This is a genomic window from Microcoleus sp. D2_18a_B4, from assembly GCF_036702475.1.
In the GTDB taxonomy this organism is placed as follows: domain Bacteria; phylum Cyanobacteriota; class Cyanobacteriia; order Cyanobacteriales; family Microcoleaceae; genus Microcoleus.
On record NZ_JAUBTL010000073.1, the window covers coordinates 17,938 to 31,457 of the forward strand.

The 13,520-nt window shown below is 46.7% G+C and carries 9 protein-coding genes; 4 read left to right on the forward strand and 5 right to left on the reverse strand.

Going from position 1 to position 13,520, the window contains the following annotated elements; all coding sequences use genetic code 11:
- Positions 1 to 2,933, reverse strand: a 2,933-nt coding sequence (locus QUB04_RS28655; protein WP_333289747.1) for a hypothetical protein, incomplete at its 3' end; no start/stop codon positions are given.
- 170 nt (positions 2,934 to 3,103) lie between these two features.
- Here QUB04_RS28655 and QUB04_RS28660 point away from each other — a divergent pair.
- The 3 genes from QUB04_RS28660 to QUB04_RS28670 all read left to right on the forward strand — a co-directional run bounded on the left by QUB04_RS28660 (position 3,104) and on the right by QUB04_RS28670 (position 7,526).
- Positions 3,104 to 3,226 carry a hypothetical protein gene (locus tag QUB04_RS28660; RefSeq protein WP_333289750.1) on the forward strand — a complete coding sequence of 41 codons (123 nt, stop codon included), beginning with the start codon at positions 3,104 to 3,106 and terminating at the stop codon, positions 3,224 to 3,226.
- A 4-nt stretch (positions 3,227 to 3,230) separates the two neighbouring features.
- Positions 3,231 to 5,831 (forward strand): zinc metalloprotease HtpX, encoded by a 2,601-nt coding sequence (locus QUB04_RS28665; RefSeq protein ID WP_333289752.1) that lies wholly within the window; start codon positions 3,231 to 3,233, stop codon positions 5,829 to 5,831.
- 1,128 nt (positions 5,832 to 6,959) lie between these two features.
- Positions 6,960 to 7,526 carry an RNA-binding protein gene (locus QUB04_RS28670; RefSeq protein ID WP_333289754.1) on the forward strand — a complete coding sequence of 189 codons (567 nt, stop codon included), beginning with the start codon at positions 6,960 to 6,962 and terminating at the stop codon, positions 7,524 to 7,526.
- 343 nt (positions 7,527 to 7,869) lie between these two features.
- On the opposite strand, the gene QUB04_RS28675 is transcribed toward QUB04_RS28670, so the two are convergent.
- Positions 7,870 to 8,877, reverse strand: coding sequence for a tellurite resistance TerB family protein (locus tag QUB04_RS28675; RefSeq protein ID WP_333289756.1), 1,008 nt, complete (start codon positions 8,875 to 8,877; stop codon positions 7,870 to 7,872).
- 656 nt (positions 8,878 to 9,533) lie between these two features.
- Here QUB04_RS28675 and QUB04_RS28680 point away from each other — a divergent pair.
- Complete coding sequence (locus tag QUB04_RS28680; RefSeq protein ID WP_333289758.1) at positions 9,534 to 9,929, forward strand: hypothetical protein; 396 nt, start codon at positions 9,534 to 9,536, stop codon at positions 9,927 to 9,929.
- A gap of 81 nt (positions 9,930 to 10,010) precedes the next feature.
- Here QUB04_RS28680 and QUB04_RS28685 read toward each other — a convergent pair whose 3' ends face one another.
- The 3 genes from QUB04_RS28685 to cobU all read right to left on the reverse strand — a co-directional run bounded on the left by QUB04_RS28685 (position 10,011) and on the right by cobU (position 13,442).
- Positions 10,011 to 12,080 carry an AarF/ABC1/UbiB kinase family protein gene (locus tag QUB04_RS28685; protein WP_333289760.1) on the reverse strand — a complete coding sequence of 690 codons (2,070 nt, stop codon included), beginning with the start codon at positions 12,078 to 12,080 and terminating at the stop codon, positions 10,011 to 10,013.
- Between the two features lie 79 nt (positions 12,081 to 12,159).
- Entirely contained in the window at positions 12,160 to 12,582 is a 423-nt protein-coding gene (locus tag QUB04_RS28690; RefSeq protein WP_333289762.1) for a hypothetical protein, read from the reverse strand.
- Between the two features lie 284 nt (positions 12,583 to 12,866).
- Complete coding sequence (gene cobU / locus QUB04_RS28695) at positions 12,867 to 13,442, reverse strand: bifunctional adenosylcobinamide kinase/adenosylcobinamide-phosphate guanylyltransferase (RefSeq protein WP_333289764.1); 576 nt, start codon at positions 13,440 to 13,442, stop codon at positions 12,867 to 12,869.
- Positions 13,443 to 13,520 lie beyond the last annotated feature (78 nt).

A 13,520-nucleotide genomic window follows, 5' to 3' on the forward strand; every position in this document is an offset into this window, starting at 1 on the left:
CTTAGCCTTGCTTGCAAATCACCCCGTCTTTTCAGCGCAATCCCTTTGTTGTTGAGAGCATCGATAGAATCCGGTGCAATTACTAAAGCAGAATTAAAGGCTGCGATCCCCTCTGAGTAAGACTGTTTTGCCGCCTCAAATTCACTTAGCCTTGCTTGCAAATCACCCAGTCTTTGCAGCGCATTTCCTTTGTTGTTGAGAGCATCGATAGAATCCCGTGCAATTAGTAAAGTAGAATTCAAGGCAGCGATCGCCTCTGAGTAAGACTGTTTTGCCGCCTCAAATTCACTTAGGCCTGCTTGCAAATCACCCAGACTTTGCAGCGCAATCCCTTTGTTGTTGAGAGCTAAGATATAATCTGGTGCAATAAGTAAAGCAGAATTCAAGGCTGCGATCCCCTCTGAGTAAGACTGTTTTGCATCCTCAAATTCACTTAGCCTTGCTTGCAAATCGCCCAGTCTTTGCAGCGCATTCCCTTTGTTGTTGAGAGCTAAGATAGAATCCGGTGCAATAAGTAAAGCAGAATTCAAGGCTGCGATCGCCTCTGAGTAAGACTGTTTTGCATCCTCAAATTCACTTAGCCTTGCTTGCAAATCACCCAGACATTGCAGCGCATTCCCTTTGCTGTTGATAGCTAAGATATAATCCGGTGCAATAAGTAAACCAGAATTCAAGGCAGCGATCGCATCTGAGTAAGACTGTTTTGCATCCTCAAATTCACTTAGCCCTGCTTGCAAATCACCCAGAGTTTGCAGCGCAATCCCTTTGTTGTTGAGAGCATCGATATAATCCGGTGCAATTAGTAAAGCAGAATTAAAGGCAGCGATCGCCTCTGAGTAAGATAGTTTTGCCACCTCAAATTCACTTAGCCCTGCTTGCAAATAACCCAGACTTTGCAGCGCACTCCCTTTGTTGTTGAGAGCAGCGATAGAATCTGGTGCAATAAGTAAAGCAGAATTCAAGGCTGCTATCGCCTCTGAGTAAGACTGTTTTGCCGCCTCAAATTCACTTAGATCTGCTTGTAACTTACCCAGACATCCCAGCGCAATCCCTTTGTTGTTGAGCGTAGTTTCATCATCGGGAGTTAGGATGAGTTCGCGTTCGCGATCGTAAGCTGCAACTGCCTCTAAATATTCCTGTTTGGCCTCTGCATATCTAGCCAAGTGAGCATAGTAATCTCCCTCCGATTGTGAAATTATACCAAGCCTAAAATCACTTTTAATCCACAACTCACCTCTAACTTCCAGCAGCGACTCGCATTCCCTGTAACGACTTAGCTGCGACGCTTCCTTAAACACCTTTTTCCATTCATCTACACCCCGTTTCCAATCCAAGCGATTAGCATGATAAATTGCCTCAGCCGCCTTCCCCAATTCCCGGTAATAGCCCTCTAAAACTTCATGAGCTCTGCGAGTTTTCTGGTTATCCCTCTCCGCATCCAAGCGCCGCAATAAATCGTGAATTCGATACCACTTTTCACCCCGCTGCGGATCTTTCCACACAAAGGAAAAACTCGTCAAAATCTCAAAATTTGCACTACTTGCCTGGAAGTGACAACCGCCTCCCAATTTTATGTACAAATCCTCATCAAAAGCGCGACAAGCACTCAGCGAATGCACCGCCGATCGTACTTCGCGATCTACATAACTCAGCAACCGATCCGTTAACTCCGCAGTCTTATTTTCCAACCTCGGAACCCGCGCAAAATCCGACGACAGCAACTCAATTCCCCGCTTTCTTTCTGCCAGCACCACATCCGCGCATAAACCCAAATAAAACGGATGTACCTGCAAATTCTCCCAACTCTCATCAGGATTGACGCTGGCATATCTAATGACAGCATCTGCCAAATCAGCCTTGTCAATCTCCACTTTGTGCAGGTAATCCCTAGCATCGGCGGGAGACAAATGCCAAACCAATTGTGCATCTATATAATCTTCGGGAATCGGAAACTTCGACGCATTCGGCCACCGCAGTTGTGTGACAGGACAATCTCGCCCCGCCACCGCAACCACAATCCCCACTTTGAAATCGATCGCCCTCAGCAACCGCCGAAACCACTCATCTTGATACCAAAAAGTTGCGCCTTGAGAATTGCGTTTTTCATCCCAGAATTTCTCGTGAGTATCGAACAGCATCACGAGGCGTTCTGGTTTGTGTTTCCCAGCCATTGCCGCATTCAAATCACCTGCAAACAATTTCGGCAAACAGTCGATTAACTCAGTATCAATATCTTGGCGGCGAATTTCCTCTGCCTTGTCGTCGCTGACACCGAGGCGATTTTGAATTAATTTCATCGCCCGCTTAATCCCGCCCAATTTATCTATGCCTTTCAGCACCGCTACAGCTTGCGCCACCACCGGAAATTCTGCAAAAGTTTCAACTACAGGTGTCAACAATTCCATGACATCATTGGGAAAAAGTTGTTCTAGAGTTGCGTTTGACTCGCCTTTGTTCAGCAAATACCAAAAGCAAGCAAAATCATAATTGGGAAACTTAAATTTATATCTCTTTGCTGCTTCTGCCAGATTCCGCCGCAGCATCAGCAAGCCGTAAAATCTATCTTGCGGTTTATCTTCTTTAATCGGTATCAATCCGAAATCGTGCCTGACTACGGGTATGGGAGTGTAGGTTTTAGGTTCAGCGTGGCGGACAAAATTAGCAACTTCGGCGGCTTTTGATTCTGGGAGTGCGCGCAATTGTTGCCAAACCTGCGGCGAAAATCTTTTGCAGCAGTTAACCTGCAAGTGTTTAAGCAGCAATGACTTGCCGTTGCCTCCATCGCCGTAAAAATACAAAATTTGTTCGCGGGGCGGGTCTTCGTTTAAATAAAAGGCAAATCGGCGGGTAAATTCGTGCCTGTCTGTGAATAGTTGCAATTGGCGATCGTCGCTAATAGATTCGCTTTCAAAATCTTCGTCGTCAATTGGCATAAATGTGCAGGTGAGGTGTTAATTTAATTATAAGCAAAAATTAGATGGGCTCGGTGATTGAAATCTCGTCTCCACAAACTTTCGTTTCTCTCTAAGAGACTAAGAGATAGAGGAAGTATTTAACCCGGATTTAGCAGAATTCTTCAGTCCTCATAGCGAAGACTTTAGCTTTGAGGGAGGGGTTTAAACTCCTGCCCGATCGCAACGATCGCCCGCTGGGAGTTGCCAAAAGTTTGACTATTAAGCGGTTTCAACCGCCGAAGAAACTGCAACAAATGGTGACAGAGAAATAGAGCTGTGTTAGAACAGCTATCGATCGACCAGCCAAGCTATCTTAGAAAGGACGCTAGCGAAAGCACAGTCATGGCACCTCCCACTAATCCAAATCCGGCGGATTCATCTGCAAAACAGTCTCTAGAGGCTGGGCTAGCAGCTTTGAAACAGCAGGATTACCCCACCGCGATCGCCCTTTTAGAATCAGTTACCCAAACCGCCGCCAATGGGTCGTCGGGAATCCGCGCGCAGATGGGGTTAGTGGCTGCGTACAAAGCAACCGGTAATGTCAAAAAGGCGATCGCCCTGTGCTCTTCCCTCGCCAAAAGTCCCAACCCTCAAGTCAAAACTTGGGCCGATCGCGTTTTAACAGAATTAACCCCCCCTCGCCCCCCAAAACCACCGGAAAATAAACCTAAATCCGCAGAAACTCCCCCCGAAACAGGCTTTGTCGCCTTTGATGCCGGAACAAAATCGGCGAAAAAATCGATTGAGGGCGATCGACCTACCGTAGACAAAAAAACAGGATTTTTACCTTTAGAGCCGGTTGGAGAACCAGGAAACGCCAAATCGCAACATATTTACCCGCCACCTCCACCCCCCACACCGCCGATTCGCCCGACATCAGAGGGCGGGCACGGGGGCCCGACATCAGAGGGCGGGCACGGGGGCACCGCCCCTACAGAAACCGCACCCGAAACCGCAGAAATTAGCGACGAAAATAGTTCCGGTTCCCCAACAGATATCCCCGGAGTCGCCAGCCCAGATACTTACCAACTCACTTGGCGCGACACCGGGCGCGCCAAAAGCCCGCGCCCCCTCAAACCGCTGAAGTTGCTGGAGTTTCGGGTGGAAGCCGTTGCAAGTGCGATCGCCCTATTTTTCCTCGCCCGGTTTGTCCTGCAATTCCTGCTGACAAACACTAATTCTTTGTTGGTTCAGCTTTACATATTCACTAGACTGCCTATTTTCGCGCCGATTCAGCTTTTTTACCGCGATCCAACTCCGTTTGTTCAGATGGTTTTTGGATTGCTTTTGGCCTCGTCTCCGTGGCTGATAGACGCGCTGCTGAAACTGTTTTGCGGCATCGAAACTCTGCGCGGGTCAGTTTTATCGAAGCACAGCAAGGAAGCTGGTCGGGTACTGCGAAGTTATTGTACGAAGCAAAATATGCCGGTGCCGGTGCTGAAACTCTTGCCGCTGAATGTTCCTGTAGCTTTCAGTTACGGCTGTTTGCCCCGTTTTGCTCGGATTGCTGTGAGTCGGGGGCTGTTGGAACAGTTGACGGATGATGAAATTGCTACTATTTTCGCGCGGGAGTTGGGGCACATTTCTCACTGGGATTTTGCGCCGATGTCGCTGGCGCTGTTGGTGATTCAGATTCCTTACTTGATTTATTGGCAGGTGGCGCACTGGCAAGAGCGGTTGTGTGATTTAATGACGATCGAGTTTTTGCGTTCTGCTGTCAAATTTGTGGCCGCTGCAATTTCTGCTATTAGTTACGGGATTTATAAGTTGTTGCGCTGGCCGATGTTGTGGGTGTCGCGCCGCAGAGTGTATTTTAGCGATCGCACTGCTGCAGAAATTACAGGTAATCCTAACGGTTTGACGCGGGCATTGGCTAAAATTGCGATCGGCATTGCTGATAATATCGAACAGCAAAAACAAACTAGCTTTTTCCTGGAAAGTTTCGATCTATTGTTACCTGTAGGCGTTGGACAAGCTGTAAGCCTTGGTTCTGCTGCATTACACGCGCCACTAGAACAGATTTTGCTGTGGGATGTCAGCAATCAGGAACGCAATTGGTTGACGGTTAACCGCGCGCATCCTTTGCTGGGAGAGCGTTTGAAGCTGTTGGCTCTTTATGCTCAATTCTGGAAGCTAGAGACAGAGTTAGATTTGGTAGACGCGGGAGTGCAAGAACAACCCCGCAAAGGAAAATTATCTCTGTTTAAGTCAATAGTCGAATTTAAAGACTCAAAACTATTTTTACAGGGTGCGCCGTTTTTTGGAATTCCGATGAGTTTGGCGATAGTCGGGGTGCTTTGGCTGATTGGGGGGATTTTTTCGAGGACGAGTATTTGGCAGTTGGATTGGCTTTGGGGCGATCGATCTATTCTTTGGGGCTGTTTGCCGATCGGGTTTTCTATCGGTACTTTGATGCGGATCAATTATTTCTTCCCGGATATTATACCGCGAGAAACCGCTTCGCCGAGTTTGCCGGAAATTTTGTCAAATCCCGATAGTTTGCCGCTGGATGCTGAACCGGTGCGGCTGGAAGGGCAACTTTTGGGTCGATCGGGTATGAGTAATTGGCTGGGACAAGATTTGATTTTGCAAACGGCGACAGGGTTGGTGAGGTTGCACTATGTTTCGAGGTTTGGCTACATTGGCTCTTTGTGGCCATTTTTGTTCAAAGAGACTACTCGCCCTAGCGATTTGATCGGAACATCTGTTGTGGCGACTGGTTGGCTGCGCCGGGGTGCTACTGTGGCGATCGACCTTGAAAGTCTCCGCAGTCAAGGAGGGAGGGTGAGTGACAGCGGACATCCGATTTGGTCTGCGATTTTGGCTTTTGCTGCTGCTTTTTGGGGCGCATACATCATTATCCAGGGCCCAAGGTGAGGAATAGCGATCGGATTGTGGCGTGAATCTCACATCTTGCACCTTTCTCAAGAACAGGCAAGATGCCTGTTCCACAAGAAAATTCACTCTTTGTGGAACAGGCATCTTGCCTGTTCATAAAAAGCTTATTGAGAAAGGTGCAACATCTCAGGTGAGTCGCCAACAACGCGCATCCTCGATCGGTGTTGAGTTAAACAGGGGATTGGCGATCGGATTCTGGAGTTGCTCCCTACGCACCCTACAGTCTATCCGTTACATCCGTTACATCCGTTACATCCGTTACATCCGTTACATCCGTTACAAAATCCGTTGCCGAACTTGCCTCTTCTTTCGTAAAGAAAAGTTGCTTTTTTGCCCGCAGTATGTTACATTTATTTACAGGAATTGGATTGAACCAAATAGCGCGATAACTTCAGTTGGCTAAAATCCCTTAAGGCATTGCGTAAAAATTGTCAACATCCCAACACAGCAAGTACAGCCAGCCGCTTGTCGGCTGTTTTTTTCGATCGCTATTTTTGTTGTGCCGGATGAATTCTCAAAAGTGATTCAGATGTGGTTTCCGTTAAATTCAGACTGAAATCTTCCTAAATAACTAGCTCTGTTACCAAGGCTGTGATACCTTTAAAGAATGCTCGGACTCTGCCGGGCCTGATTTAAGGGATACCAGGTAAGTGAGTAGTTCTCAGCATTAGGAGCGAGGTAAGATTACTGGCTGAAAAAATGTTAGCCATTTTATCCATCACTGTATTAAACTGAATACTGGCATTCCGATCGCTTACAATTGACATCCTTGGACATAAATTTCTAGACGGCGCTGGCTATAAACATTCTGAATCAAAACCGGAAGCAAGTAATACAGAATAGCCAATAGCCTAAACATTTGAGTGATGACTAAAAGTTTACACAACAACCTGAGATTTAAAAGCTCTCTGCATCGGCGGTTAAGTTCCGGCCTTATCAGAGTAAATCATCTTTTTGTTCTAAAAGGTGGGGGGAGCTGTCAAGGTTGGTGGGAGGAATGCGCCAATTCTCGGGTTATGTGGTGTTTGCCTGAAGTCAATATTCAGTTGACTTCAGGTAATTCTGTTCGAGCAAATTAATTAAAATCCAAGTCGGGAGGAATTTTTCATGTCTATTCGTCTTTATGTTGGCAATCTACCCAAGGAACTCGATCGCCAAGAATTGCAAGAAGTTTTTGCACCGGAGGGTGAATCTGTTACCACCAAGGTAATTACAGACCGCAAAACTGGAAAATGCCGAGGATTTGGTTTTGTGACGGTGCTAACCGACGAACAAGCCGACCAAGTTATTGAGAAATATAACGGCTTGATGTTCAAAGAAAACCCGCTGAAAATAGAGAAGGCATTGCCCCGCTCTAAGGGTAAATCTGAGAAGGGCGATGAAGATCAGCAGCAGTCGCCGCAGTCACCGCAGTTGGTGTCGGCATCGGCGTCTGTCCCTATGCCTGTGCCTGCGCCGCAGCAACAGCAGCGCTCGTCGGCTCCTCCTACCCAAGGTGGAGGCGGTTCCAGCAAAAGCAATCGCCGTCGGGGTGACAACAACAAGTCTCGCCGCAATCAGTCAGCAACAACGGTGTCGAGCGCTGATTCGGGCTCGGTGCAGCCAGATCCGCGCTGGGCGAGTGCTCTGGAAGAACTCAAGCAAAGATTGGTGGAAGCTCAGACTACTAATTAGTCGAAAATGGCGGCTAATTGCTGCTGCCTCTCGACTGTGGTTGACTGAATGTATCTGGAAGTGCGATCGAGAACTGGTCAAAAAAGCCTGTTGTCGATCGCACTCTTTTATGGTAAAAAACCTCTAATATCTAGCAGTGCGGTAAATTAAGCGCGATCGGGCAAGTAATGAAAACTCAAGTCCTGACTACCAACCAGTTGGATTTTGGTCGATCGACCGGACACGATCTCATATTCTGAGAATGGTTGACAAAAAAAAAACCCGGTTTCTCTGAAAATATAGGGTTGAGCAGCGAGACATTTAGAAAGAAACCAGGTTTTTAGCCCGTCTAAACAAGTCCTCTTTATTCGATCGGCCCGAATTCAATTGTCTCAATAAACTCAAAAATCTTGTTCATAATTCCCTCAACTTCAGACTCCAGGGAACCCAATTCATCCCCCTCCTGATAAATTCGCTGACAGCTTACCGTGTAGCAAAAATCGTCAGCAATAAAAGCCATAAGTCCCCGGTAAGCATCCAACCGAGTCAGAGGGCCATCGTTTTCTTGCACCCTGATAGTTGCACCCCCAGGCAAATCTAAAACCACGAAATAAGCTTCTTCATCTTCTAAATATTCTGCGTGGAGTAACTTAGAATTGGGAACATTAGCAAGAATTGCCTGAGAAACAAAATTGTCGAGAAAAGACTTGAGATAACCTTCCTCGCCAACCGACTCGATTGTTTCTTCAACTTCACCAACAACAGGGAAATAATCAATTTTCAGCAAAACGCCAAAGTCGTCTGAAAATGCGACACAGCCTTCTTGCTCATCAATTTTACCGCCTCGTTCCTCGTCAACGGGAATGGGAACGCTAAAATTGCCTTCAGGAGATACGTACCATGCCGCATCGAAATCCGACTCTTCGCCCTCTACTTCCGAGTAAGCAGCAATTACATCCTCAATAATTTCTGCAGCTTCCTCGTCTTCCACACCTAATGCTTCCTGGAATTCCTGAAGAAAAGCCTGGTGCTTCTCAGAGATTTCGCCATCTCCGACAAACATTGCTGCGGTTATTGCAAAAGTATCCAACACTAACTCATCTGGCATAGATGCCCCAGCAGTATTAAATAATGCTCCTAAACCGTCTTGGGCAACAATACCGGCGAGTCTTTGAAACATTGCTGACATATCATCTTCCGAGTATTCAGCAAAGATTTCTGATTCCCAAAGTATGCTTTCTAAGATATCAGCATCCGTATCAGGGGAATTTGCCTCTGCTGCAACAAATGCTACCGCTGCTACGGATTCTTCTAAAGTCAAGCTTGCTTCGGATTGGTCTTCTGAATTGAATATTTTATCAAACTTGCCCACAGGTTTTGCCCCGCTAGTGTTTAGTTTTGCTATTCATAGCAAATTTATGACATAAAAAGATAGTAGTCAATCGATTTTAGATTTTAGATTTTAGATTTTAGATTTTAGATTTTAGAATTGAAGCATTGACCCCACGGATAAATTCGGGGGCCCCTTTATCGGATACAGGTTTTTTATTTCTGGGTCCTGAGTCTGCGAAGGATTGAATCCGGGGGCTTGTATCCTGGATGCTTTCGGTCAGGGATACTCTGGGCGCCGGACACCGGGCCGTGTTGTTTCCCTACAGATATCGCACCCGACACGGCGCTGTGCCGTTTCCCTGCAGATATCGCCTATTACCAAGGACTGCCAATTATTGTGAATCCAGCCCAAAACTTTGGGTGAGAGAAATCTGCATTTGCTACTTTTGTGGCTTGATTAATGTCGATCGCGCCTTCAGCAAGTTGTAGGGTGCGTCAGTTGCGAGATTTTCAGTCACCATAAAAAGTCGAGTTCTGACGCACAGTTGGTTGGGTGCGTCAGCGATGAGATTGTTAACTTCAATAGTTCTTGGATTCCTCTAGCATCTTAAAAATTCCATCTGCGTTTATCAGTGTTCATCTGCTAATATCAGCCGTTAAAGAATCCAAATGTGACGAAAAAAAAAGGAAAAACCGATGACCGAATATCGATTAACACCCGCAAAGTACCACCATGTACAAGTAGTTGTTTCCCTGAACCGCGTTCACTTAGACAACTATAAAAACCCTGATGAAGCATTGGCAAAACTGCTAGAACTGGGTTACACTCCTGAATTGCGATATCAATGGAATCCAGAGCGAAACGAATTTGATTTGTACGCCCTAATTCACGACTTACCGCTAGAAGAATCGTTAATGACCGATGAAAAGTGTCAGGAGTTTTTCAAGCATTTCAAACACAGCCAAATATATTCGATCGGGTGCGGTAACGCTGACCCCGATTGGCTATTTGCTTGGGATTTTGATGACCCCCGCCGTCACGCCAAACCCGAAGAAATTGAACCTTTACCAGCAGCTAAAGCAGCAGCTTAATATGATGAACGCAGACGAAATTTCATCTGCGTTCATCTGTGTTTATCTGCTAATATCTGCGGTCAAAAACTCCCCATCTAACTACTTCGCCGCAGGTAAAGACAACTGAGGCGAAGTTTTAGCATAGCTTCCATTCACGGGAATCGCCTCCGGTTCCTGCGAAAGCAAAAACTCGCGAATAACCCTAGCAACGGCTCTTTGAGCTAAACCGCCGACTACTTTCTGCCCCATATTCTGCACTTCTGGTTTCACCAACAACTGCGGAAGTAGCTGCAATACTTTCGTCCCGTCAAAACCCGGAGTTGATTGCAAAATATCCCAAATCCGTTTGATGTGTTCTAGATTGTTTTTTTCTGTTTGTGAAACCACAGGTTGATTTGCCTTGACTCCAAACCATTCGCCGACGACTGCTTTGGCGTTAGCAAAAGCATTGCTCGAAAGTGTGTCGAGACTTTTGACTAATTCCAGGACAATACGATCGCGAATGAAATCTCCTCTTTCGGAAAATAAATATTCTAAAGCTTGGTTCAAGATTTTGCTGACATCGTAGTCGTCACTCTCGCGGGCATTGTTGAGCAAGTTTTCTAAGCGGTTCCAGCGGAATTCGCCTTGTTTGAACAGCAAATCTTGCAGGGATGCTCTCAATTCCGGTGCGGGGTCGCTCAACAGCCGTTTTGCAACGTAAGGATAAGCTTTGCTGAGCACTTTGAATTCTGGATCGACATTAATGGCAATCCCTTCTAACGTAACGAGCGATCGAATAATCAAAGCATAGTAAGCTGGAACCCGAAAAGGATATTCGTACATCACTGCCGAAAGTTCGTCAGTAATGCTTTTGAAATTGAGTTCGGCAACGCTAGCACCCAAAGCATTGTTAAATACGCTAGCTAAGGCCGGAATAATTGGCGTCAAATCCGTGTCTGGTGTTAAAAACTCTAACTTGACATAATCTTTGGCCAAACCTTCAAAGTCGCGATTCACCAAATGCACCACAGCTTCTAACAAGCCGTATCGTTGATAAGGTTTAACTTCGCTCATCATTCCGAAATCGAGATAAGCTAATTGACCGTCAAGAGTTGCCAAAAGATTGCCGGGATGCGGGTCGGCGTGAAAGAAACCGTGTTCTAGAAGTTGTCGGAGAGAACACTGCACCCCCACTTCAATTAAGTAAGGAGCGTCGATTCCTTGAGCTTTAACTGCTTCTAAATTCGTGAGTTTGATGCCGGTGATCCACTCCATTGTTAAGACGCGGCGGCGGGTATATTCCCAGTAGATGCTGGGAACATAAATGTCTTTGATGTGGCCGTATAGTTGGGCAAACCGTTCGGCATTTTGACCTTCGTGGGTGTAGTCCATTTCTTCGTAAATGCGCTCGCCCAATTCGTCCATAATGGCTGCGAGGTCACTGCGAATTATTTTGAAGTTGTTTTGTGCCCAAACTGCAAGACGCCGCAGGATGTAGATATCTAAGCCGATGTTTTCGGCTAAACCTGGTCGCTGGACTTTGATTGCGACTGTTTCTCCGGTTTTTAGTTTGCCTTTGTAGACTTGTCCGAGAGATGCTGCGGCGATCGGATCGGGGCTGATTTCTGCGTAGATGTCTTTGGGGTGGGCTCCCAATTCTTCTTGGATGAATTGATATGCTACTTCGTTGGGAAATGCTGGCAATTGGTCTTGCAGCGTTGTTAGTTCTTCTAAATATACTGGCGGTACTAAGTCGGGCCGTGTTGAGAGTGCTTGTCCGATTTTGATGAAAGCTGGACCGAGTTGGCCGAGAATTTCCCGCAGTCGGACGGCGCGACGCTTTTCGTTGGTGGCGGTACGACCTGTTTTGCCGTCGAACCACACACTGAAGGCAAAGCTAAAAAATGTCCAAACAACGCTCGACAGCCTTCCCCAGACTTGTAGGGGTCGATTTCGGTACAGGGCTGCGATCGCCACTGGATCGTACCGAACAGCATCTCCGGCTAACTCGAAAGCTATGTCTCTGGCTGATTTGAGCGGTTCGGGAGTGGCGACCTCCGTCTCTAGTGATACTGGTACTGCTTGCAGGGGAATTGTATTTGCATCTTGGAGATTGCCGAGTACAGCCTGAGTCCCTGAATTTACATAAGTTGGCGGGGAGGCTGGCGATACTGTCTTGACATTCATAAATCAGACCTAGTGTGAAGCATTGTAAATATATTGTAACAATTTAAGGAAGAAGACCCTTCTTCCTTCTTATATATACTTACTCCCCGCTGGATCTTTGGAGTCGATCGCGAAGGCCTGATAGTTGCGATTGGCTGCTGACGGGCGATCGAGGTTGGGGCATTTCGGTATCGGGCCAGTTCGGTAAGTCGTTACAGGGACAGAACTCCGGGGGCATTCCGGTTTGTTTGAACACTACGGGCATAGCGCAGCGCGCGCAGGGACTGATTTCCCAAGCTGGTGTCAGCAGTTGGGCAATTGTTTCGTTTGTGCCTTCGAGGTAACAGTCTCCGCTGTCGCGGGAGATGATTTTTTGCCAGCAGTCTTCAAATTCCTGGCTGTAGCGATCGCCCCCATTTACCAATTTGGGCTGCAGCGCTTCGGAACCGTTGCGAATTAATACTTTTTTGCCTAACTGAAACCAGTAAGCAATATATTTTCTTACTTCACTATCTGATGCCATAACTTTTAGTCAACCCTTCAACTAATTGATTAGTTTAGACTTTTAATTGGAAATTCCTACTCTTTCTTAAGAGACATTTTATCTTTTACATAATTTCAAAATTTGGCTATTCCTCATGTCAGTCAAATTGTTGAGCTGTCCCCCTACTGAGTATGTTTTTTGACTAATTTATGTGAGTCTTGAATTTTCAATCTTACTTAATGAAAATTCTACCTGATTTTCAGTTAAAATTGTCGTTCGGGAAACCGATATATTTTCTCTCTTGTCGATCGCGACTTCGGCTGTTAATTTTTCGCTACGGGCGGCAGCGGGGTACCCAGAGCCCTTAGATCCAAAGCGTAACCTCCGGTGGCGAGGTAAACAGTATCGGCGATCGCCCCGATGTGGCGTACCAGAGTGCCGAGGCGATCGCGAAACAGCCGCCCCGCCGGATAAGCAGGCACAACGCCCCATCCGGTTTCTTCCCCTACCAAAATTACATCAGCCGCCGCCGACTTCAAACAGGCTAGCAAATCTTGCTGCGTAGTCGCCCAAACAGCCGCTTCTTGTTCCAAAAGATTTGCCGTCCAAGTTCCCAGGGAATCAATCAACAAGCAATCTGAGGGCTTGCTGGCTTGCACAACTGCCGATAATTCGATCGGCACTTCTAGAGTTGCCCAATCAACTGGACGGCGATTTCGGTGCTGATCGAGGCGACGAAGCCACTCCAAATCGGTTTCATCAACCTGACCGGTAGCCACATAGATTACTTGTTTTCCAGAACCCGCAGCCAGAGTTTCGGCCCATTCACTTTTGCCGCTTCGGGCCGGCCCAGTTACTAAGATTAATTGTCTCGATGTGGTGGGTTCGGATTTACTCATTAGTCATTAGTCAGCAGTCATTAGTCATTAGTCATTAGTCATTAGTCATTAGTCATTAGTCATTAGTCATTAGTCATT